The 21,436-nt window shown below is 67.5% G+C and carries 19 protein-coding genes and 1 pseudogene; 15 read left to right on the top strand and 5 right to left on the bottom strand.

Annotated features, from left to right (window positions below):
- The first annotated feature begins 82 nt into the window (after window positions 1–82).
- The gene (locus tag ACFSXZ_RS04735; protein WP_378261590.1) at window positions 83–1,048 is read left to right on the top strand and encodes an amidohydrolase family protein; all 966 of its coding nucleotides are present in this window, start codon (window positions 83–85) and stop codon (window positions 1,046–1,048) included.
- Between the two features lie 68 nt (window positions 1,049–1,116).
- On the opposite strand, the gene ACFSXZ_RS04740 is transcribed toward ACFSXZ_RS04735, so the two are convergent.
- Both ACFSXZ_RS04740 and ACFSXZ_RS04745 read right to left on the bottom strand, forming a co-directional pair.
- Window positions 1,117–1,893, bottom strand: a complete 777-nt coding sequence (locus ACFSXZ_RS04740) for a TetR/AcrR family transcriptional regulator (protein WP_378261592.1) — start codon at window positions 1,891–1,893, stop codon at window positions 1,117–1,119.
- 39 nt (window positions 1,894–1,932) lie between these two features.
- Window positions 1,933–2,811 (bottom strand): alpha/beta hydrolase, encoded by an 879-nt coding sequence (locus ACFSXZ_RS04745; RefSeq protein WP_378261594.1) that lies wholly within the window; start codon window positions 2,809–2,811, stop codon window positions 1,933–1,935.
- 161 nt (window positions 2,812–2,972) lie between these two features.
- Between ACFSXZ_RS04745 and ACFSXZ_RS04750 the strand changes: the two genes are divergently transcribed.
- From ACFSXZ_RS04750 to ACFSXZ_RS04800, 11 genes are all read left to right on the top strand, one after another.
- Entirely contained in the window at window positions 2,973–3,584 is a 612-nt protein-coding gene (locus ACFSXZ_RS04750) for a VOC family protein (protein ID WP_378261596.1), read from the top strand.
- A gap of 163 nt (window positions 3,585–3,747) precedes the next feature.
- Window positions 3,748–4,005, top strand: coding sequence for a hypothetical protein (locus ACFSXZ_RS04755; RefSeq protein WP_378261598.1), 258 nt, complete (start codon window positions 3,748–3,750; stop codon window positions 4,003–4,005).
- Complete coding sequence (locus tag ACFSXZ_RS04760; RefSeq protein ID WP_378261600.1) at window positions 4,002–5,264, top strand: alpha/beta hydrolase; 1,263 nt, start codon at window positions 4,002–4,004, stop codon at window positions 5,262–5,264. Before ACFSXZ_RS04755 ends, ACFSXZ_RS04760 begins: the two co-directional genes overlap by 4 nt.
- Window positions 5,265–5,269: 5 nt before the next feature.
- Window positions 5,270–5,842: a flavodoxin family protein gene (locus ACFSXZ_RS04765; RefSeq protein WP_378261602.1), complete on the top strand. Its 573-nt coding sequence runs from the start codon at window positions 5,270–5,272 to the stop codon at window positions 5,840–5,842.
- Complete coding sequence (locus ACFSXZ_RS04770) at window positions 5,839–6,981, top strand: FAD-dependent monooxygenase (RefSeq protein ID WP_378261604.1); 1,143 nt, start codon at window positions 5,839–5,841, stop codon at window positions 6,979–6,981. Before ACFSXZ_RS04765 ends, ACFSXZ_RS04770 begins: the two co-directional genes overlap by 4 nt.
- 31 nt (window positions 6,982–7,012) lie before the next feature.
- Window positions 7,013–8,686: a (2,3-dihydroxybenzoyl)adenylate synthase gene (locus tag ACFSXZ_RS04775; RefSeq protein WP_378261606.1), complete on the top strand. Its 1,674-nt coding sequence runs from the start codon at window positions 7,013–7,015 to the stop codon at window positions 8,684–8,686.
- 25 nt (window positions 8,687–8,711) lie between these two features.
- Window positions 8,712–9,701, top strand: coding sequence for an AraC family transcriptional regulator (locus tag ACFSXZ_RS04780; protein ID WP_378261608.1), 990 nt, complete (start codon window positions 8,712–8,714; stop codon window positions 9,699–9,701).
- 60 nt (window positions 9,702–9,761) lie between these two features.
- Window positions 9,762–10,946: a cytochrome P450 gene (locus ACFSXZ_RS04785; protein WP_378261610.1), complete on the top strand. Its 1,185-nt coding sequence runs from the start codon at window positions 9,762–9,764 to the stop codon at window positions 10,944–10,946.
- The gene (locus ACFSXZ_RS04790) at window positions 10,943–11,893 is read left to right on the top strand and encodes a PDR/VanB family oxidoreductase (RefSeq protein ID WP_378261612.1); all 951 of its coding nucleotides are present in this window, start codon (window positions 10,943–10,945) and stop codon (window positions 11,891–11,893) included. Before ACFSXZ_RS04785 ends, ACFSXZ_RS04790 begins: the two co-directional genes overlap by 4 nt.
- 51 nt (window positions 11,894–11,944) lie before the next feature.
- Window positions 11,945–13,291, top strand: coding sequence for an MFS transporter (locus ACFSXZ_RS04795; protein ID WP_378261614.1), 1,347 nt, complete (start codon window positions 11,945–11,947; stop codon window positions 13,289–13,291).
- 146 nt (window positions 13,292–13,437) lie between these two features.
- Window positions 13,438–14,433, top strand: a complete 996-nt coding sequence (locus tag ACFSXZ_RS04800; protein ID WP_378261616.1) for a hypothetical protein — start codon at window positions 13,438–13,440, stop codon at window positions 14,431–14,433.
- Window positions 14,434–15,300: 867 nt separating this feature from the next.
- Here the strand turns inward: ACFSXZ_RS04800 and ACFSXZ_RS04805 are convergent.
- Both ACFSXZ_RS04805 and ACFSXZ_RS04810 read right to left on the bottom strand, forming a co-directional pair.
- Entirely contained in the window at window positions 15,301–16,182 is an 882-nt protein-coding gene (locus tag ACFSXZ_RS04805; protein ID WP_378261618.1) for an SAM-dependent methyltransferase, read from the bottom strand.
- Between the two features lie 133 nt (window positions 16,183–16,315).
- Window positions 16,316–17,926 (bottom strand): glycoside hydrolase family 27 protein, encoded by a 1,611-nt coding sequence (locus ACFSXZ_RS04810; RefSeq protein WP_378261620.1) that lies wholly within the window; start codon window positions 17,924–17,926, stop codon window positions 16,316–16,318.
- A gap of 391 nt (window positions 17,927–18,317) precedes the next feature.
- Between ACFSXZ_RS04810 and ACFSXZ_RS04815 the strand changes: the two genes are divergently transcribed.
- The 3 genes and pseudogenes from ACFSXZ_RS04815 (at window position 18,318) to ACFSXZ_RS04825 (ending at window position 20,579) form a co-directional block, all read left to right on the top strand.
- Window positions 18,318–19,856, top strand: coding sequence for a glycoside hydrolase family 76 protein (locus ACFSXZ_RS04815; RefSeq protein ID WP_378261622.1), 1,539 nt, complete (start codon window positions 18,318–18,320; stop codon window positions 19,854–19,856).
- 107 nt (window positions 19,857–19,963) lie between these two features.
- Window positions 19,964–20,197: pseudogene (locus ACFSXZ_RS04820) on the top strand (transposase); the annotation flags it as partial.
- Window positions 20,198–20,243: 46 nt separating this feature from the next.
- On the top strand, window positions 20,244–20,579 hold the full coding sequence (locus tag ACFSXZ_RS04825; protein ID WP_378261624.1) for a hypothetical protein: 336 nt from the start codon (window positions 20,244–20,246) through the stop codon (window positions 20,577–20,579).
- Window positions 20,580–20,611: 32 nt separating this feature from the next.
- Here ACFSXZ_RS04825 and ACFSXZ_RS04830 read toward each other — a convergent pair whose 3' ends face one another.
- The gene (locus tag ACFSXZ_RS04830) at window positions 20,612–21,418 is read right to left on the bottom strand and encodes an alpha/beta fold hydrolase (RefSeq protein ID WP_378261626.1); all 807 of its coding nucleotides are present in this window, start codon (window positions 21,416–21,418) and stop codon (window positions 20,612–20,614) included.
- Window positions 21,419–21,436 lie beyond the last annotated feature (18 nt).

The following is a 21,436-nucleotide window of genomic DNA, read 5'->3' on the forward strand; positions in this document are numbered from 1 at the left end:
TTCGAATTTTGGTGTTGCCTCTCCAGAACATACACCCTATGGTTCTGGAGAGAATGGTCCAAAAACACGGAAGGCACTTCTGATGCCCAAGATCGACGTCCACACTCACTTCCTGCCTGAGCCCTATGTCGAGACCCTGGTCAGGCACGACATCAACTGGACGGGCGGCGTCGATCTGGCCGCCTGGACACCGAAAGCCCACCTGCGGTTCATGGACGAGTGGGGTATCGACGTCGGGGTGCTCTCCTGCCTCGCCGAGACCGGGGTCTACTTCGGCGACCAGCGAGAAGCCAACGAACTGGCGAGGAACGTCAACGACATCGGCGCCGACGTGGTCCGCCGGCATCCGAGCCGGTTCGGCGTGTTCGGCGCGCTCCCGCTGCCCGGCGTCGACGACGCGTTGGCCGAAATCGACCACATTTACGACGACCTCGGCCTTGACGGTGTGTACGTCGTTTCGCAGGTCGACGGAACGTACGTGGGAGATTCTCGTTGGGACCCGGTGTACGACGCGCTCGACAAGCGGGCCGCCACCGTCCTCCTGCATCCGGTGGAGCCCAAGGAGACACCGGATCTTCCTTGGCAGCACTGGATCGGCGAGTACGTGTTCGACACCACGCGCGTCTTCATGACCCTGGTGTTCAACGGGATCCTGGACCGCTACCCGAACATCAACTGGATCCTGTCGCACGGCGGCGGCGCGGTCCCCTACCTCGGTCACCGGATGGCCGCGGCACCCCGGGTCGTGGCCGCCTACCGCGAACTGGTGCGGCGTCCGATTTCGGAGTACCTGCGAGCCGTGTACTACGACGTGGCGGTCGCCGACTCCCAGGTCCAGGTCAACACCATGGTCGACGCGGTCGGCACGGACAGGATGCTGTTCGGCACCGACTGGATTTACGCCGACGGGTTGTTCGACCGCACGGAGATCGGCGAGCACGACCTGACGCACCTACTCGGCGCCGGCCTCGGTGCTCGCGTTGCCGGTACCAACGCGCTTCGTATCCTCCCCGGCGTCGCCGAGCGCCTGGAAGCCGACGCCGGCTGAGCGCAAAGACGATGGTGCTTGCCGGTTCCCGAAGGGGCTCATTCGGGAACCGGCGAAGCGCTACGCCACTACACCTCGTCGCGAGGGATGCCCTCTTCCCCGTTCCCGGTGGTGAGGAGACGGGTGAGGTAATCAAGATCCTGCTGAAGCAGCGCGACGGCTCCGAGTGGAGTAGGCGCCTCGGGAGTTCGCCCGACCTCCCGAGCGACCATCGCCACCGCGTTCTCCGCGATCTGCTCGGCCACCGGTTCCGCCGGGTGCGAAGGAGACGGGTGGAACCACCAGGCGACCCAGTTGCACATGCCGATGATCGACAGTGCCGTGACGCGAGCATCGACGGGGCGAAAACGGCCGGCCTTGATCCCCTCCTCGATGACGGCCGTGACCTCCTTCAGAACGGCTCGACGGCCGCGAAGGTGCTTTTCCGCGATCTTGGGGGGAAGCGCCTGATCGCTGCGGTCGAGCGTGCGGAACTGCGCCGGCTGCTCGGCGCGACGGAGGACGAGGGTGCGCACCAGCAGGCGCAGTTTCCCCGTCGAGTCGAGGTCGGTGCGCCGCCGGATCTCCCGCAGTGAGTCCGCCGCGCTCTGCGTCGTCGCCTCGACCATCGCGACGAGAAGATCTTCCTTGCTCTTGACATAGTTGTAGAGGTTGGGACGGCTCAATCCGACCGCGTCGGCTATGTCCTGCAAGGTCGTTCCGTCGTATCCGCGTTGGGCGAACAGGCGCATCGCCTGCTCGATGATCTCGCTCATGAGCAACTTGCGCCGGGGCGCTCCGCTCCGGCGGGGCGCCGATGCCTCACCGGACCGCCCCTTCGCCTCGTAGCTCTCTGCGGTCACCATGTCCCCTCGTTCGGCGGCTCGGCACTTGATCGGATCATCCTAGCCGCGAACAGCGGATCCCCGCGCCGCGCATTCGCACGCGAAGGCCAGCTGCCGCAGGTGCAATGCGCGAGAAAGCCGATGATGGTCGAGGTTGTGACCGGCGCCCGCCTGCAGCCTGGCGTCCACCCACGCCGCGGACGTGAAGTACCCGGCGAACGCCGCCAGGCGGCTCTCGTCCACAACCCACAGACCGTCGTACTGGGCAAGTGTGTATTGCACGGGGACGACGATGTCGGCGGCGAGTTCCGCGACGCCCTCCGGCCAGCCCCCAACGATTTCGAGCATCTCCTCGACCGGTATGGGCTCCGCCGACGCCTTCGCCAAGTCCACAACGCCGGCGTCGAACGTATCCTCCGGGCCGTACAGCAAAGCGCGGCGCTGTTCGGACGGCAGTTCCACTGGCCCGCCCTGGGGGAGGGCGCGCCAGGCATCGACAACGTGCGCGGGAGACCGGTCACCCACGCCGTGGAGCGAAATCCCCAGGAGCGGCCAACGCGGTTCGCGCGCGGCGATGTGCACCGCGATGGCCGAGCCGATGGAGTGGGAAAGCAGGACCACACCCGGGTGCCCCGCACCCAGTTCGGTCCACAGTGCACCGATCGCGGCATCCAGGAACTCGGCACTGCCGCTGAACGACACCTCTCCACCGGCGAGCGCGTCGCTTTCACCGTAACCGGGCCGGTCGAGCGAGATCACGCGAAACCCTGCCGCCTCACCGAGGTCGAGCAGGGAATGACCGGGTACGTCGAAATAGCGGGAGTTGAGTCCCCCACCGTGGAGGGCCACGATCAGCGGCGATCCGGCGCCACCACCCGTAGTCGTGATGCCGGAGATCCTCCGCCCGTGGACCGGGTAACCGACCCGCGCCTTGGTCATGTGTTCCGCTCCCAGCAAGCAGATTGACAGCAACGTCGTGATACTGACGTCAGTGTAACCATCCGTCAAGTTGTCGATACTTGCCCGTCAGAATCTTGACGTTCATGACAGCGGCTTCTACGCTCGCTGTCATCAGGAGCCGTCGCGAAAGGAGTACGCGGATGTCATCCCCGGAGCGAGAGCCGCTTGCGCACACGGTGCGGGGCGTCGACCACGCAGCGTTCCCGACCTTCGACCCGAAGGGCACCATCACCTTCTACCGAGACGTCCTCGGCTTCCCGGTCGTGCACGCGACCTGCGCGCTCGGGTGGGGTCCCGGGGAGCACCCGGACTTCATCCACTTCTTCTTCGACATCGGCAACGGCGACCGGCTGGCCTTCTTCTACTACTTCGGAGTCGAGCCCTACCGCGATGAGGGCGTTCCCGACCTGCTTCGCCGCGCCCGGCACCTGGCGATCCATGTGGACAGCCAGGAGGATCTGCTGGAGTACCGCCGCCGGCTGGACGCCAGCGACCGGCCGTGCGAGCTGCAGGTCCGGCACGAGACGGTCGAGTCGATCTATGTCACCGACCCCAACGGGTACCTGATCGAGATCACCCGCCCGCTGCGGGCGATCACCCCCGAGGACGACATCGACGCCAACCTCAGCGTCGACGCGCTCATGGAGGTGGCGGATGAGCCAGAGCCATCCCTGGAGAAGTTCTTCGCGCGCAAGGCAAAGCTCATCGCCGAACGCTACGAAGGCGAACCAGAGCTGGTGACGTTCGCATGACGCTCCTCGCGCCAACTCGCGGCTCGCAAAGTGACCACAGAGCGCGCCCTTTCTTTCCGCTCTCGGGGCGGCAGGGCGCCCATCCTCCCGACGTGATGTACGCAGGGAAGGAGCGCCCTGTCGACACGATCGCGGGGGCGCGCGAGGCCGCGGAGGGAACAGCGTGACGACCTTGTTCGTCCTTGATGTCGAGGACTTCCGTCCGCTGGCCGAGGTGGCGAGCAAGGACCCGGACGTGACCGTGCGGCGGCGCGGACCCTACCTCGAGGTCGCCGCGCCCGGCTCGATCCGGATCGAACGCAACGCCACCGGTTGCCGCAACGCCGTCTGGTACAGCTCGGTCGCCGCTGTCGAAGCCGGCAGGGTAAGCCGGTGGGATTCCTCGGAGCTGGTGGTCGAGCCCACCGGAGCCGGGGAATGAGCACCTTGGCGGTGGACCGGCTCGGAGCGGGCCGGGACGTCGACACGGTCGAGGCGCCGCCCGGCGTCACCGTGAGCGCGCACCAGCTCACCACCTTCGACGGCGCCAAGGTCGAGGGAGTGCTCTATGCCCTCGACGGCGCGACGACGGTGGTCACCATCATGCACCCGCGCCAGTCGATGACGCACCATCCGATGATCCCGCTGTTCCTGCGAAGCGGCGTCTCGGTCTGGACGCAGGGCTCCCGCTCGCCGAACAACGACATCGCCCTGGTTCACGAACAGGCGGTGCTGGACGCGGCGGCGGGGCATGTGTTCCTCAGGGACGCCGGGTTCGAGGCGGTGCTGACCTTCGGCCATTCCGGCGGGGGGACCCTGTCTGCTTTCTATATCGAGCAAGCGTCCTTGGAGCCGGAACTGCGGCTGGACGTGACGCCGGCGGGCAGGCCGATCGCGCTGGCGGGCGCGCGGATGCCCGTCCCGGACGGCGCGATCTTCCTCGCGCCGCACCCGGGTCAGGGCCAGGTGCTGCTGCACTGCATCGACCCGTCCGTCACCGACGAGTCCGACCCGATGTCGGTCGATCCGGCACTGGACATGTATTCGCCGGGGAACGGATTCGCCGAGCCCCCCGAGCAAAGCCGTTACCGCGCGGACTTCCTCCGCGCCTACCGTGCCGCGCAGAAGGATCGGATCGCCCGGATCGACGGCCGTGCCGTCGAACTGGCCGCCGAGGCCTCACAGGCCCGCACCCGGTTCGCCCGCACCAAGGATCCCGCCGACCGGCGGAGGAGCCTTGCCCCGCGGATCCTCACCACCTACCGCACCGACGCCGACCCCTGCTACGTCGACCTGTCGATCGACCCGAACGACCGGCACTACGGCTCGTTGTTCGGCCGCCGGCCGGATCTGATCAACTACGGTCTGGTGGGTTTCGGCAGGCTCACCACTCCCGACGCGTGGTTGTCGACCTGGTCGGCGAACCACACCAACGCGGATTTCGTGCGGTGCGCGGCCGGAGTGCGACTCCCGGCCCTCTACCTCGAGTTCAGCGGCGATCAAGCCGTTCTCCCCACCGCCAGTGCCCGGATGTTCGCGGCGTTGGCCGGTGCGGACAAGATCCGTCACGTGGTGCGGGGCCAGCACTTCGGACAGTCCATTGTGGACGGCGAACCCACGGGATACGCCGCCGCCGCCGTCCACATCGACCGCTGGCTGGCCGACCGTTTCGCCACCGCACCACCACAGAGAACGAGGTGAAGGAAGTGGGCTCCATCGGAGTCGTCTACGACAGCGGCTACGGCCATACCGCCGCCCAGGCCAGGGCGGTGGGAGAAGGCGCGGCTTCGCTGCCGGACATCGATGTCGCGCTGTATTTCGCCGAGGATGTCGCCGCCGATCCGCGACAGCTCGACCATTGTGACGCGCTGATCTTCGGGACCCCGACCTACATGGGCAGCGGTTCGGCGGTGTTCAAGACGTTCATGGAGGCAAGCTCGAAGATCTGGCTGGAACAGGGCTGGAAGGGCAAGCTGGCCGCGGGTTTCACCAACTCCAGTGGCCATTCCGGGGACAAGCTCAACACCCTCACCCAGCTTTGGCTCTTCGCCATGCAGCACGGAATGGTCTGGGTCGGACTCGGCCTGCTGGACGGCAACGGGCGCAGTACGGGGTCCGACGCCGAACTGAACCGGCTCGGCGCCTACGCCGGTGCGATGGCGCAGTCCAATTCGGACCAGGGCCTGGAAGGCATGCGGGACAGCGACTTGCGAACGGCATGGGTGCTGGGCGAACGCGTCGCGCGCCTCGTCGCTTCGTGGCAGGGAGGTGGACAGTGACATCGGGAAAGCCGATGAAGATCCTGGTGGCCGGGGGCGGGCCCGCGGGCCTCTTCTTCTCCATCATCGCCAAACGAGCCGTACCGGCCGCCGCGATCCACGTCAGGGAGCGGAACCCGCAAGGGGTCACCTATGGCTGGGGCGTGGCGTTCAGCGAGAGCGCGGCCGATGCGCTCCGGCCGGCCGCCCCGGATGTGATCGGCGCGCTCACCGCCAACACCCGCCACGATCGGATGGTCATCAGCCTCGACGGCGTCGGCGTGCCGGTCCAGGTCGGGGGCAGCCACCTCAACGCCCGCTGGTCACTGCTGGCGACGCTGGAGAAGTTCGCCCTGGAGGCCGGGGTCGTCATCGAGCACGAGTGCGAAGCGACCGTGACCGACAGCGACTTGGCCGACTGGGATCTCGTGATCGGTGCCGACGGCGTCAACAGCCTGACCCGCGAGCGCTTCGCCGAGCGTTTCCGGCCGAGCGTCGAACTCGGTGGCAACTGGATGGCCTGGTACGGCACGCCGAAGCCCTACCCGCCGTCGATCATCCTCCAGAACAGCGAGCACGGTGTCCTCATGGTCCATGCCTCCGGGTTCTCGGCCGGGATGAGCAACTTCACGGTGGAGGTCGGCCAGGAGACGTTCGACCGGCTCGGCTTCGCCGACATGACCGAGGACGAGTCACGAGAGCTGTGCGAGCGGCTCTTCGCCGACTCGCTGGAGGGCGCACCGCTGCGGAGTAACCACTCTCCGTGGTTTCAGACGAAGTTCGTCAGTTGCGCCCGCTGGACACACCGCAACCTCGTGCTGATCGGGGACGCCCTGCACACCGTCCACCCGTCGATCGGCTCCGGCACCCGGTTCGCGATGCGGGACGCCGTGTATCTCACGCAAGCTCTGAGCGGCGCGGGGTGGGACGTGGAAGTGGGGTTGAAGGAGTTCGAACGCGTGCGCAAGCCCGTCGCGGACGCCTTCCAGGCCGCCGCGAAGCGGAGCATCGCCTGGTACGAGGGGCTCCCGTCGCGCACCATCACCCACCCGACGAAGTTCGCGCTCGAGTATCTGATGCGCACCGGCCGGGTCTCCTACCGTGACTTCCGGCGGGAGAACCGCGAGGTCGTCCTCGGCTACGAGCGCGACCTACGGTGACCATGCCGCCGCTGATGAGGAGAAACACGCGATGACGCTTGCTTCTGAGACTTCGGAGAACCCGGAGAAGCTCGTCCTCTACCCGCCCGAGGACGAGGCTCGCTACGTCCGCGACGGGCTGTGGGAACCGGCCACCATCGCCGAGCACCTGCACGCCATCGCGCGGGAACACGGCGATCGGGACGCACTGGTCTGCGGTGAGACCCGGCTGAGCTTCGCGGAACTGGACCGCATCACCGACCGGCGTGCCGCGGGCCTTCACCGGCTCGGGCTGAAGCCGGGCGGATCGGTCCTGCTGCAGGTACACAACACCGTCAACACGGTGATCGCCTGGTACGCCCTGCTCAAAGCCGGCCTCGTGCCCGTGTGCACGCTTCCGTTGCACCGTGGCCACGAGATCGGCGAGATCGCGCGACAGACCCGTCCGGTCGCCCACCTCGTCGCGGCCCGCGATCCCCGCTTCGACCTCGTCGCCTTCGCTTTCGAACAGGCCGCGGGCGTGGAGCGCACGGTCCTGGTCTCCGACGGCCCGGCCGACGACCCCCGAGCCGTCGAACTCGACCGGCTCGGGGACGACATCGACGGTGCCGAGGCCCGCGGGATCGTCGAGGGCATCCAGGGCGCACTCGGCATGCAGTCGCTCGCGGTGTTCCAGCTCTCCGGTGGCACCACCGGGGTGCCCAAGGTGATCCCGTGCCTGCAGGCGCCTTACTGGCACTACGGTGCGAGCCTCGCCCGCGCGATGGGCTGGGGTCCCGGGGACCGCGTCGCGTTCCTGATGCCGATCGTGCACAACGCGGGCATCATCATCGGCCTGCAGGGCCCGCACAGCGTCGGAGCCACCCTCGTGCTCGGAGTTCCCGACGCCTCCGCCGCGCTCGACCTCATCGTCCGGAACGGGGCGACCGACGCCCTGCTCGGTCCGTTCGTCTTCGATCTCGCCCTGGACCCGGGCCTGGCCGCCGCGACCACGCTGCGGCGGGTGCTGTTCAGCGGTAAGAAGGTACCCCGCCGGTGCATGGCCGCGCTGGACGCGCTCGGGATCTGGGGCGGGCAGATCTTCGGGATGAGCGAGGGACTCTGCCTCACCACCCCGCTCGACTTCCCCCTCGAGGCCCGCGCGGCGAGCGTGGGGGTGCCGATTTCGCCCGCGGACGAAATCCGGCTGTACGAACCGGGAACCGAGCAGGAGGTGCCACCGGGTGAGGTGGGCGAACTCTGCGCCAGGGGCCCCTACACGCTGCACGGCTACTACGACGCCGCCGAGCACAACCGGCGAGCCTTCACCGCCGACGGCTTCTACCGCACCGGTGACCTGATGGCCGAGCGGACGATCGCCGGTGTCCGGTGCTACACCGTCGAGGGCCGGATCAAGAACATGATCAGCCGCGGCGGCGAGAAGATCAACACTGAGGAGGTCGAACTCCTCCTCGGCTCCCACGACGCGATCGCCGAGGCCGCCCTCGTCGCGATGCCGGACGCGCGGCTGGGTGAGCGGGCGTGTGCCTTCGTGGTGACCCGGAACAACGTGGAGATCGACCTCGCCGAGGTCCGCGCCCACTTCGAACGTCTCGAGGTCGCGAAATACAAGTGGCCGGAGCGGGTCGTCGTACTCCCCGAGATGCCGCGGGTCAGCCAGGTCGGCAAGATCGATCGCCGCCGCCTGCGGGAGATCGCCGAAACGCTCGGGGTCGAGCCGCGGTAGGCGTGCCCGCGAACGGAGGATCGAGATGACGGCTCCGGTACCGCTGCATCGGCATGCCAGGCTGCGGACGACCGACGTGGACGAGGCCGAGGCCGCCGCCGGGCGGGTGATGTCGTCGCACCGGCTTCGCGTGAGGCGGCCCCGGGAGTTCGGAGCCCGGCTCCATGCCGTGGACATCGGCTCGTCGACGATGCTCTACGCCGTCTACCACGGCGAGGCGGAGGTGACGGCGCTCGCGCCCATGGAGTACTACACGCTCCAGCTCATTCTGGGCGGCGCCATGGACATCGTCACCGACGTCGGCAAGCGCCGGGCCGGGCCCGGGCAGGCATGCGTCGTTTCGCCCGGCGAACGGTTGCGGCTGCGTTTCGCGCCCGGCACCGTGCAGGTCGCCGCGAAGCTGCCCCGGGACGTGGTCGAACGGGCATACTCCGGGCTCGGCGCCGAACCCTCCGGTGATCCGGTTTTCGAACTGGAGGTACCCGAGCACTCACCGTGGCCGGGCCTGCTGCGGCTCGCGGTGACCACGGTGGACCGATTCGACACGGGAATCCTGCCGCCGGGCGTGGGTTTCGAACTGGAACGCATGCTGGCCACGGCGCTCCTGCTCGCTCAACCCCATGACCACGTCCGGACGATGTTCCGGAGCGGCGGCGCGCGCGGGTACCGCGCCGCGGGTATCGCCGCCGAGGCGCTCACGGCGGACCCCACGACCCCGGCGACAGCCAAGGAACTCGCGCGCCTGGCCGGGGTGAGCGCGCGGACGTTGCAGGAAGGCTTCCGTTCGCGATTCGGCACGACCGTGACGGGCTACCAACGTGATCTGCGACTGGAGCGCGCTCACCGGATGCTGTCCGCGGCGAACACGACCTCCTCCGTCGCCGATGTCGCCCTGGCGTGCGGGTTCCTCCACTTCGGCCGGTTCGCCCGCGACTACCGGCTGCGTTACGGCGTCACGCCGTCGACCACCCTGCACACCTCGCGCATGGCGGACAGTGCCGCGCGAAACGGATAGACCCTTCGAGCCCTTCGTCACCACACTTGACCCATCGTCGGCGCAGACGAAGGAGCCCTTATGAGCAACGAAAAAACCGCCCTCGACCACCTCGACGGGAAACTGTCCACAAAGGAGGTACGGCGGGCGCATGCGGAAATGCGCGAAACGTGTCCCGTCGTGCACAGCGACCGGCACGGTGGGTTCGACTTCCTGACCCGCTACGACCACGTCCGCGCCGCGCTGAACGAAACGGGGTCGTTCTCCTCGGCCGACGGGGTGCACATCCCGGCCAGCGGGTTGCTGCCACCGGTGCCCGCTCTGGAGTTCGACGAGCCCGAACACAGCGAGTGGCGCAGGGTCCTCGACGGCCCGCTGACCCCCCGTGCCGTGCGAGCGTTCGAACCGGTCATCACCGAGGTCGTGGACCTCCTGATCGGCGAATTCGCCATCGACGGCAAGGCCGACCTGGTCGACCGGCTCACCGAACCGCTGCCGGCGATCGTGATCGGGCGGATGATCGGCCTCGACCAGGCCGAGGCGGTACGCGCCCGTGGCATCGCGGCGGCCTTGTTCGCCGCCATGGGTTCCGGCGAGTTCCCGGCACGGTTCGCCGAGTTCTCCGACCACACCCAGCGCTGGCTGGCCGACCGCCGGGAGAACCCTCGCGACGACATGCTCACCGCGCTGGCAAGCGGCGTCGTGGCAGGCAAGGAAATCGACGAGGCCGGCGCCACCGGGCTGCTTCTGGCCTACATCGTCGGTGGGCACCACTCGACGGGATCCGCACTCGGCGGGCTCATCCGGCACGTGCTGACCGTGCCCGGCCTGAAAGACGACCTCCTCGCCGACCGGCGTGGACTCCCCCGCGTGATCGAGGAGAGCCTGCGCTTGACCACCCCGCTGCAACTGTTCGCGCGCACGCTCCGGTGCCCCGTTCAGGTCGGCGACCAGGAACTCGCCGAGGGCGGCCGAGTCCTGCTCGACCTCGCCGCCGCCAACCGGGATCCGCGGGAATTCAGCGACCCGGAGGAGTTCGATCGAGGCCGAAGCCGCAACCGGCACCTCAGTTTCGGTGCGGGCCCCCATGTTTGCCAGGGCCAGCACCTCGCCCGCGCCGAGCTCCGGATCGCCCTCGGCCGTCTCCTCGACCGGCTGCCGGACCTTCGTCTCGACGGGGAACCGGTGGAGAGTGGTCTGGTCGGTGGATCGCTGATGACCCACTTCGCTCTGCCGGTGGCCTTCACGCCGGAAGTCGCGGCGTGAACGGCTTCACGGACCTCCAGCTCACCGTCGGCAGACGCCGGACGGTCGCGCTCGACGTGGTCGAACTGGAGCTGCGCCGCGTCGACGGCGGCAACCTGCCGGAATGGCAACCCGGCGCTCACCTCGACGTCGTGGCCGGAGCCGGAATCGTCCGCCAGTACTCGCTGTGCGGTGACCCCGGCGATCGCACGAATTACCGCATCGCCGTGCTGCGCCAGCCCGACGGCCGCGGTGGGTCGATGTGGCTGCACGAGCGGCTGCACACGGGTGACCGGGTCACGGTCAGCAGCCCCCGGAACCACTTTCCACTGGAACCCGGTCCCCGCTACCTGTTCCTGGCGGGCGGGATCGGGATCACGCCGCTTCTGCCGATGATCCGCAGGGTTGCCCGCGGCGGCGCCGACTGGTCGTTGCATTACGGCGGGCGGACCCGGGCTTCCATGGCCTACACCGAGGAACTGCGGGCCGTCGACGCGAGCAGGGTGGTGCTGATCCCGTTCGACGAATTCGGCCTGATCGACCTCGATTCGGTGCTCAGCGGTGTGGCCCCGGATACTTTCGTCTACTGCTGCGGACCCGAGCCGTTGATCGCCGCGGCCGAGGCGGAGTGCGCACGTCGCGGAATGCGCCTGCGCACAGAACGGTTCTCGCCGAAGGAAATCGGATCATCCACTGTGGACTCGCCGTTCACGATCCGGATCGCCTCGACCGGTATGGAGCTGACGGTGCCCGCCGGCCGATCCATTGTGGACACTCTGACCGAGGCAGGCGTGGACGTGCTCACCTCCTGTGAGGAAGGCACCTGCGGCACCTGCGAAACGGCTGTCCTCGACGGCCGTCCGGACCACCGCGACTCGGTGCTGACCGAGGAAGAACAGGCGGCAGGCGACCGGATCCTGCCGTGCGTCTCCCGGTCTCTCACGCCCCGGCTCGTACTCGATCTCTGACCAGCCCGCCGGCCCCGGCGAGGCGTAGCCATCACATCACGGAGGACAACGATGTCCCGAACCCCATCCGCAGGCACGCCTGCCCGCCCCTGGCGGGTCGGCGTCGCCGGGCTCATCGGCACCACCATCGAGTGGTACGACTTTTTCGTCTACGCCCTCGCCGCGACGCCCGTCTTCGCGCCGCAGTTCTTTCCCAGTACCTCCCCTTTGGCGAGCAACCTCGCCGCACTCTCGACCTTCGCCATCGGTTTCGTCGCCCGGCCGATCGGGGGCGCGCTCATCGGTCACTTCGGGGACCGGGTCGGGCGGAAGCGCATGCTTGTGCTGTCCCTTCTCGTCATGGGCGTCGGTACCGCCCTCATCGGACTGCTGCCGACCTATGCCACGATCGGCGTCGCGGCCCCGATCGTGCTCGTAGTGGTGCGCATCGCCCAGGGACTCGCCGTCGGCGGCGAATGGGGTGGCGCGACCCTGCTCGCCCTCGAGCACGCCCGCTCCCGCGGCCAGCGCACCCTGCTCAGTTCGTTGCCACAGGTCGGGCTGCCGCTCGGCGTCGTCCTGTCCAGCCTGGTTTTCCTGCTGGTCCGAATCGGATCCGGAGACAACGGCTTCGCCGACTGGGCATGGCGCATTCCCTTCCTGGCCAGTGCCGCCCTGGTCGTCGTCGGCCTGGTGATCAGGCTCAAGCTGGAGGAAAGCCCCGAGTTCGAACGTGTCCGCCGCGGGCACACCGTGCGCCGGGCACCGATCATCGATGTGCTCCGCGCCCCGCGGATCTGGGTGCCGGCCTCCGGCATCACGATCGGTAGCTCGACTTTGGGAAATCTCGTGCTCGCGTTCGTCCTGAGCTACGCGGCCCGGGCGAAGTTGTTCAGCGCGTCGACGATGCTCACGGTCACGATCGTGGCCGCGCTCTTCTGGTGCGTAGCCCTTCCCCTCGGTGCTCTGCTCGCCGGCCGCGTCGGCCGCAAGCGCGTCCTCATCGCCGGCACCGTGGGCACGATCGTCTGGGCGTACCCGTACTTCACGTTGGTCGAGTCCGGGTCCCAGGCCGGGCTGTTCGTCGGGACCATCGTGGCCGCGCTGTGCATCGCGGTGGCCACCGGGCCGTATGGCGCCTACCTCAGCGAAGCGTTCCCCGCCGAGATCCGGTACAGCGGCGCATCTGTCGCGTATGGAATCGGCGGCGTGCTCGGCGGTGCGGTCGCGCCCCTCATCGCTACTCTTCTCGTCGCCTCGACCGGAGGACTCGTCGCTGTCGCGGGCTACGTCGCCCTCGCTTCGGTCGTCAGCCTCATCGCCGTACTGACCCTCCGCAGCCCGCACTCGACCACGCTGCCCACTCAGGAACCCATCGGTCCGCTGACCGAGCCGGTCCAGGACGGCACCGCGGCGTAGCCGATTCCGGCGCGGAAACGGCTGCGGCAGCGCGGATGGAAAACGGGTGAATTACCGGACGCGCGGCGCCGACCAGAAAGAACGTGAAACATCCGAGTCGTGTCGTCGATATAACGGGGGAACCTGAGGGAAGGCAGGTACCACCCATGCCCGACGACCAGACCCGAACCGGGTCCGCGCCCCGCATCATGAGCACACGAGCACCCGCGATGGCCTGGACTACGCAGGATGTGAACACCGACAGGATCTATTGGTCGCCCGGCACATCGGCCCCCGGAGGTGAGCCTCATTGGGGAGAACCGTCCGCGTTGCTCGCGGACGACCCGGCGTTCAGCACCACCACACCATCCCTCTGTGGCAACCAGTCTCCCGAACTGATGGCATGGAAGGGCAGTGGCGACAACAACATCTGGTACTCCCAGTGGGACTCCGCCAAGAACACCTGGGGGCCGCAGATCAAGAGATTCAAAGACCAGACCCAGAACTTCCCGACTCTGGTCCGCTATCGTGATCGCACCTTCATGTTCTGGCAGAACTCCCTGGACACCGGCCAGGAATCCGAACGCGACTCGATCTTTTGGGCCGAGTTCGCCAACGGAGCATGGTTCCACCCGGGGAGGCCCGATCTTCAAATCTGGGAAAATCTCGATTTCACAACGGACGGTGTGGCAGCGGCGTGGAACACGCATACGGATTCTCTCTACATCGTGTATCGCGGGTACGACGGCCGGCTGTGGCTGAGGGAGTTCGATGACGGGGCCGGTTGGGACGAGAATGGTCCTCGCCCCATTGGTGGCGCGAAGACCAGCGCGCCACCTGCCCTGGCGTGCGACGGGAACGTGATGTTCGCGGCCTGGCGCAACATCGACGACGAGCACATCTCGTGGGCGTGGTCCGTCAGCGGCGGGACAGGCGCCTGGTTCGGGCCTTACACGCTCACCGACCGGCTCACATCGTCCGCCCCGGCCCTGGCGGCCGTGAGCACCGGTGACGTCGTCATGGTCTGGAAGGGCGGAGGCAACGACCCCCGTGTCTGGTGGTCGCGACTCCGGAACAACGAGTGGGGGCCACAGCAAGCCTTTCCCGACCGGTGGGTCCACGCCGACCGTCGCATCTCGCTCTGGGCGCCGACGCTGGGGTGACGCGAACTGGCGGACCTGGCCGGGCGGCGATCCTTTCCACCGATCGGTACTCAGGTGGCGTTCGCGAGTTCTTTCTCCACCATCTCCTCGAAGCGCCCATTTCAGGACCACTTTATTTTCCGACGTTTTTTGTTGATTTTGCGCTTGAACCGATTCACTCTCGCCGTGCCGGGCGGGCCGTCCGCCAACACCTCATGCACCAATCCGGTTCGAGGTTGAATAACCCACAACTTGTGCGCGTTGTCGAAGACCTCGCAGTAACGAATCAGAACCCGGGCATTCCGAGCAGTTTCTTTCCCGTCATAGAATGCGTCATTCGGCGCTTCGACTTCTCTTCCTCTGAGGTCGATCGGCTCTCCGGGTGGAACCACCAGACCCCCACCGTAACCCGAGCTGACCTTGATCGCCTCGTCGCCATCCCATCCCGCCGTACGCCCTGTGTGTGCCAGAAAAACGATCTGATACTCCAGACTCTTGATAGAGAGAGGGAGACTGCCGGGCGGCAGCCATGAACGAACCGGCCGAGAACCAAGCCGGCACGTTCCCCCAGTTAAGCCCCAGATAACCCACTGGACTGCATCCTTTCAGGAAGAGGTGCCCAGTCGGCACCCTCCCGGCCTCGTTCGGCAACGCGGAGCAAGCCGGAGCCCGGCTGATAACCCCTTGCCGTCCGGACGATGCGTGTGCCTGGATGATAGATCGCCTGGAGCCGTAGTCGTCGGTAGACCTGGCCCGACGAGTTGGCGCGGAGGGACGCTGAGGCGGTGGTGTTCGCTCCCGCGCCCTAGCGGACGGCCGCTGGTGGACCGGCAGTGCGGCGTATCCACATTCGATTGAGCCGACGCCGCTGATAGTCCCGCAGGGTGTTCACGGCTTCTTCCCGATTTCGACGAGTACCTGCGATCGCCAGGGCTTTGTGCGGTACTCCTCGGGCAGCACGCCGGGATCGGGGACGCGCCAGTGCGAGGTCCAGCCGGGTCCCTCGACGACCTCGAAATCTCCGAGAAATCCCCTGATCCGCTCGCGCGAGCGGAAGTGCGCCGCGGTAGTGGTGTTGGCGTACGCCTGAACGGTGTCCCGCCACCTGGCGAGGACCCCCTCGTCGCTCTCATCGGGATTCGGAGGTTCTTCGAAGGTGATGTGGGATATCGCCAGCAGCGAGCCGCGCGGGAGGATCTCCCGGTAGAATTCGAGGGCGGCTTCAGGATTGGCCTCGTCCGGGATGAAGTGCAGCAACGCCATCAGCATGAGGCAGACCGGCTGGTCCGGCCGGATGATCCGCTTCGCCATGACCTGATCCCACAACTCCTCCGCTTGGAGGAAGTTGGCGTACACCGCGTGGTGCCGGCCTGGGTCGGCGCTCTGGGAAAGCAGGATTTCCGAGTGGGCGACGGCGATCTGCTCGTTGTCGACGTAGGCGACAACGCACTGACCTGGCGCCACCTCGTCGGCGACCTCGTGCACGTTGCCGTCGGTGGGCAAGCCAGAGCCGATGTCGATGAACTGCGTGATCCCGTGCTCACGGTTGGCGTACTCGACGACCCGTCCCACCGCACCCCGGTTGGACCGGAGGATATGGAGGTAGTCGGGGTTGGCGGCGACCTGTTGCTCCACGAAACGCTTGTCCACGGCGTAGTAGTGCTCCCCACCCAGGGCGTAGCTGTAGACGCGCGCGGGGCTGGGCTTTTCGCCGACATCGAACCGGCCGGTGACCTGGGCCAGTCGTTCCCGCGAGACGGGCTCCGACACAGTGGCTTCCCTTGCTGGACGAGGAACGAACCGGCGCTCCCGCCCCTGCTCGCGGGACCGGACGTTCAATCGATCATGGATCCGCGGCGGAGTCTACCGAGATAACGTGCCGTCTGGTCAAACCCCGCCCGGCTCAGCCCAACGACCACTGCTGGTTGCCGCCGCCGTTGCAGGTCCAGAGTTCGACCGCGGTTCCGTTGGCGGTCTCGGCGCCGGTGACGTCGAGACACAGTCCGGATTGTGCTCCGGTGACGGTGCCGTCGGCGTTGAACGTCCACCGCTGGTTCTCCCCGCCGTTGCAGGGCCAGATCTCCACCTTCGTGCCGGGCGCCGTCCGGTTGTCGTAGGCGTCGAGACAGCGCGTGGAGTCTCCACTGTAGACAGTCAGCTGACCGGACGGGGTGCGCGTCCAGATCTGGTTCGGCCCCGAGTTGCAGGTCCAGATTTCGACCTGGGTCCCCTGCGTTGTGGCGAAGTTCGGCACGTCGAGGCAGGACCCCGCGCCGAGAGCGTGGACCCCGCCCGACGGCGCCGCTCCGGTGGCGCCTCCCGAGACCCGGTACATCACCACGCCGTGCGCCTCCACGGAGGCGCTGATGTCGCCGGTCGTGGAGGAGGTTCCGCCGGACCAGAGGTCGGTCAGGGTGTAGGCGGACGCGCCGGTCTTCCCGATCGCCGCCGCCGTGGTGCTGATCGTCGCGGCCGATCCGGTTTCGTTGAAGAGCACAACCGAGACGTCGCCGTTGGCCAGCGGCTTGGCCAACACATCCAGACCATTGACCGAGGACACCAGGGTCCCCTGCCTGCCAAGGGAATCCTGGTCGACCGCGATCACGTTCCGGTTCGTCAGCACGTTCAGGGTCTCGGCGGAGGCTCCGGCTATGTCGGTACCCGCGAGCAACGGGGCGGCCATTTCCGCCCACAGACTGAACTCGGACCGGTTCTCCGTCGGCGACATGCCGTTGTTGCCGATTTCCAGCATGTCCGGGTCGTTCCAGTGACCCGGACCGGCGTAGGGCGCCAGTCCGGCGTTGCCGTGGAAGGTGGACACCATGCTGGCGAAGCTCGCGCTGATGTCACCGGTGGTGCGCCAGCTGTTGCCGACCGGCGCACCCCAGGTCCAGACCGATTCCTCACCCCAGTTGCACAGGCTGAACAGAATGGGACGACCGGTCGCCGCCAGCGCGTCGCGCATCGCGGTGTACCGGGTCCGCGCGCTGACTCCCTGGTTGTTGCAGTTGTCGTACTTGAGGTAGTCCACGCCCCAGGCGGCGAAGGTGTTCGCGTCCGTGGTCTCGTGTCCCAGGCTTCCGGGATAACCGGCGCAGGTCGCGGTTCCGCCGTCCTCGTAGATACCGAGTTTGAGCCCGAGGGAGTGCACGTAGGCGGCGGTACCGGAGATCCCGTCGGGGAACTTCGCCGGGTCGGGGACCAGCCGCCCCGCCGAGTCCCGCGCCGAGGTCATCCAGCAGTCGTCGATGTTGACGTAGGCATAGCCCGCCGCCTGCATCCCGTTGTCGTGCATGGCCAGCGCGGTCGACTTGATCAACGACTCCGAAACGGCGCAGCCGTAGGCGTTCCAGTCGTTGAAGCCCATCTGCGGGGTCAGGGCCAGACCATTCTCCAGCGCGGCGGCGGGCGGCGCCCCGACCGTGAGGGCCACCACCGGCGCGGCGAGGGTGGCCGCGAGCGCGAGCCTGCCGACGCCGGCCAGGCGTCCGGTGAACCGCGAAAACACCGACATCTGCACCGCGACCTCCGTTGGCCGGATGGAAGGGACGCCATTGAATCCGGAAATCTCCGGGCGGAACGCCGGCGACGGCCGCTACCGTTCGCCCACGATGACCGAGTCAACCTTCCGGTCTCGCGGTTGTCAAGTTTCCAAGCGGTCTCGCTGTGGGCAAGCGCTTACCCGTTGCTCCTGGCGCATTCCACCCGTTTGAGAAACGCCGCTCCAGTGGTCTGGACCGGCAGCCTCACTGCTGCCGCTGATCGCGGAATCCCGCGGTCACTTGTCTTGTCCGATAGTGGTCCAGACAAGACAGGATGTTTGCTCTGGCGCGGCAATCGGCGGTATACCTCCGAGATAGCTCCACGAGGCGACCGCCCAGAACCCCCTGCACCGGGAGGTCCGTGTGAGATCAGTCCTGCTCGCCGTCCTGCTGGCAGCCGCGCTCACCACCGCCGTGCCCGCGCACGCCGCCACCGCACCCCCCGCCGGTGCCGCATCGGACTGTGGGTCTTACTGCGACACCCGTGACCCGGCGCTGCCACCCGCCGCCCAGCACACGCGACCACCGGGCGAGGCGAGCACTGCCCCCGTCACACCGGCCGCGACGATCTGCGACAAGTACTGCGACACCCGCGATCCCGCTCTGGCGGCCGGTGACCGCGTCGCGCAAACGGTCACCGACAACGGCCGGGCCATCAGTCTGCACCTGGACGACGGCGACGACATGGGCTGGGCGGTCACCGATCAGGGCGGCGAGGGCGACGAGGCGTGGCTGGACCGCTCGTTCGACAACGGCCGCACTTGGTCCTCCGGCTCGAAATTGGGCGACACCAAGGTACCCGCCGGCTACGGCGGCTGGCGCACGCTGATGTACAACGTCGACGACTGGAACAACCTCGGGGTCGGCCTGCTGCGCGCCTGTGGCCTGCCCGCCGGAACGTCGGCCATCGCGTGCACGAGTTGGTACCGCACCACCTGGAACGCCGACCGGCCGAGCACCGCCGCCGCGACCGCACTGATGGAGGACTACAACCTGTCCACCAACCTGTTCGACACCACTGGCTGGTGGAACTCCGCGAACGCGCTGACCGCGCTTGTCGACAACGTCCGGGTGGCCGCGATGGGCAGCTACAAGTACGCGATCGATCGCACTTACACCACCAATCGGTCCGCCTGGGCGGGCGACTTCATCAACGACTACAACGACGACACCGCGTGGTGGGGGTTGGCGTGGGTGGACGCCTACGATTTGACCGGCGACACCGACTATCTGAACACGGCGAAGGCCGACGCCGATCACATCAACGGGTACTGGGACAGTACGTGTGGCGGCGGGGTGTGGTGGAGCTCCAGCAAAACCTACAAGAATGCCATCACCAACGCGCTCTACGTGGAGTTGAACGCCGCGCTGCACAACAGAATCTCCGGTGACACGGTGTTCCTGCGACGCGCCGAGGACGGCTGGAGCTGGTTCCGGAACTCGGGCATGATCAACGGCTCGAACCTGGTCAACGACGGGCTGACCGCGGGCTGTGCCAACAACGGTCAAACCCCGTGGAGCTACAACCAGGGTGTGCCGCTGGCCGCACTCACCGAGTTGAACCGCGCCACTGGCGACTCCGGCTACCTCACCCAGGCCCGGACCCTGGCCGACGCCTCCACCACGAACGCGACGCTCAATCCCGGCGGCATCCTCTTCGACAACGGCGGCGGCGGTGATGTCCCGTCATTCAAGGGCGTCTACGTGCGCGGGCTCGCGGTGTTGAACAACCAACTGACCGGCCACCCCTACGCCGGCTACCTTCAGCGCCAGGCCGCTTCCGCCTACGCCCACGACCGCGGCAGTTCCGACAACTACGACCAGCCGTGGGCCGGCCCGTTCACCCAGACCGACGCCGCGCGCCAGCAGTCCGCTCTCGACCTGATGAACGCCGCCGGATAACCGACCGCGGGGTTCCACGGTCACCAGTCTGGATCGTCCACGCCGCCAGGGCGGCCGTGCACGACGCGGCGAAGAGCCGGGAATCTCAGGCCTACGACATTTCTGCCGTGCGCGTCTGGCTGCGCCGACGCGGCATCATCCCGCGCATCGCCCGCAAAGGCATCGAATCCTCCGACAAGCTCGGCACACACCGCTGGGTGATCGAGAGGTCGATCGCCTGGCTGTCCGGGTACCGCCGCCTGACCATCCGCTACGAACGCAAAGCCACCCACTTCCTCGCCTTCCTCACCCTCGGCGCCGCCATCACCTGCTACAAGAAACTCCAGAAACTGGCCACATGAGACACCCTCAGCAACCTGGTGAGGGGCGGCTGTTCCGTCGGACACCGTGCCCGATCCCACCCAGCACGACGTGACCGATCAGGATGCCGCCTACTACACCGACGTCGACAACATGGCGATAAACCTCAACAACAATGGCGTGCTCCCGCACGGCCAGGACGCCGCGAGTTTCTACGCCGGCTCCGGTGAAGCCAGTTTCGTCGGCAGCGACGGAAAAATCCTGCCGTTCCGCGAACTGCGGGGAGATGCGGCCAAATGGCACGCCTTCCCGGACTGGATGCGCGACCAGAACACCGGAGCGACCGCACTCAATCCGTACTTGAGTCAATACGACACCGGCTTCGGCAAACCTCTCACCATGGGTGGCTCCACACCGGTCTGAGGCGTTGCCGGGAATCGCGCGGTGAATATCGATCAGCTCCGGTGGGATGTTCCTCGGCCGACACCGGTGATGAACGGTGCGTCCTGGAGAATCAAGGCGAGGTCGGCGGGTGCTTCCAGCGGGATGAGGTGGCCGCTGCGGGGGATGACACGCAGGTCCGCGCAGTCCAGATAAGGCAGGAGGTTGTCGCGGAGCACCTCGGCTGGCTCGACCTGGTCGTGTTCACCGGCGATGACCAGGACGGGGACCTCGATGTCGCGAGCCTCGCGGGTGATGTCCTGGGCGATCCCGTGCAGCGGCCACTCGGCGCGGGCCCCGGGAGCGCCTGCGCGGGAGTCGGCCACGACCTGGGCCTTGACATCGTCGCTCAGCGGTGTAGCGGTGAGGATGGCGTCGCGGGCCGCGGCCGTGGACTCGTCGGAGTCGTAGGCGTGCGACAAGGCATCCTGGTATTCGGGGGCGACGACGCTCGCGGGTTTGGCCGGTCCGGGCCCGACGAGGACGAGCCCGACGAGTCCGGCGGGGCGCGCGGCGGCCACGAGCTGGGCCACCTTGCCGCCCATCGAGTGCCCGACCAGGACGTAGTCGGTCACCCCGGCGTCGGCGATGACCTCGCGCGTGTCACATGCGAGCTGCTCCAGGGTGTACGGGCCGGGCAACTCGCGGGAGCGTCCCCAGCCGCGGGCGTCGATGCTCAGCGTGCCGCGTCCCGGAAGCCGGTCGATCACCGGTTGCCAGGTGCGCGCTGTCCCTCCCCAATAGTGAAGAAAGACCAGTGCCGGGCCGTCCCCGGCTCGATGGTCATAGGCCGGCAGGTGGGACGAGATGGCGAAGGTCATGAGAATTCCCTGTCGTAG

The organism is Amycolatopsis pigmentata (assembly GCF_042684065.1).
GTDB classification, from domain to species: domain Bacteria; phylum Actinomycetota; class Actinomycetes; order Mycobacteriales; family Pseudonocardiaceae; genus Amycolatopsis_E; species Amycolatopsis_E pigmentata.

Bases quoted from the DNA above. Each gene is read 5' to 3' on its own strand.
- ACFSXZ_RS04735 (WP_378261590.1), top strand. From the start codon at position 83: ATGCCCAAGATCGACGTCCACACTCACTTCCTGCCTGAGCCCTATGTC.
- ACFSXZ_RS04780 (WP_378261608.1), top strand. From the start codon at position 8,712: ATGACGGCTCCGGTACCGCTGCATCGGCATGCCAGGCTGCGGACGACC.
- ACFSXZ_RS04775 (WP_378261606.1), top strand. From the start codon at position 7,013: ATGACGCTTGCTTCTGAGACTTCGGAGAACCCGGAGAAGCTCGTCCTC.
- ACFSXZ_RS04750 (WP_378261596.1), top strand. From the start codon at position 2,973: ATGTCATCCCCGGAGCGAGAGCCGCTTGCGCACACGGTGCGGGGCGTC.
- ACFSXZ_RS04785 (WP_378261610.1), top strand. From the start codon at position 9,762: ATGAGCAACGAAAAAACCGCCCTCGACCACCTCGACGGGAAACTGTCC.
- ACFSXZ_RS04745 (WP_378261594.1), bottom strand. From the start codon at position 2,811: ATGACCAAGGCGCGGGTCGGTTACCCGGTCCACGGGCGGAGGATCTCC.
- ACFSXZ_RS04800 (WP_378261616.1), top strand. From the start codon at position 13,438: ATGCCCGACGACCAGACCCGAACCGGGTCCGCGCCCCGCATCATGAGC.
- ACFSXZ_RS04810 (WP_378261620.1), bottom strand. From the start codon at position 17,926: ATGTCGGTGTTTTCGCGGTTCACCGGACGCCTGGCCGGCGTCGGCAGG.
- ACFSXZ_RS04760 (WP_378261600.1), top strand. From the start codon at position 4,002: ATGAGCACCTTGGCGGTGGACCGGCTCGGAGCGGGCCGGGACGTCGAC.
- ACFSXZ_RS04830 (WP_378261626.1), bottom strand. From the start codon at position 21,418: ATGACCTTCGCCATCTCGTCCCACCTGCCGGCCTATGACCATCGAGCC.
- ACFSXZ_RS04795 (WP_378261614.1), top strand. From the start codon at position 11,945: ATGTCCCGAACCCCATCCGCAGGCACGCCTGCCCGCCCCTGGCGGGTC.
- ACFSXZ_RS04740 (WP_378261592.1), bottom strand. From the start codon at position 1,893: ATGGTGACCGCAGAGAGCTACGAGGCGAAGGGGCGGTCCGGTGAGGCA.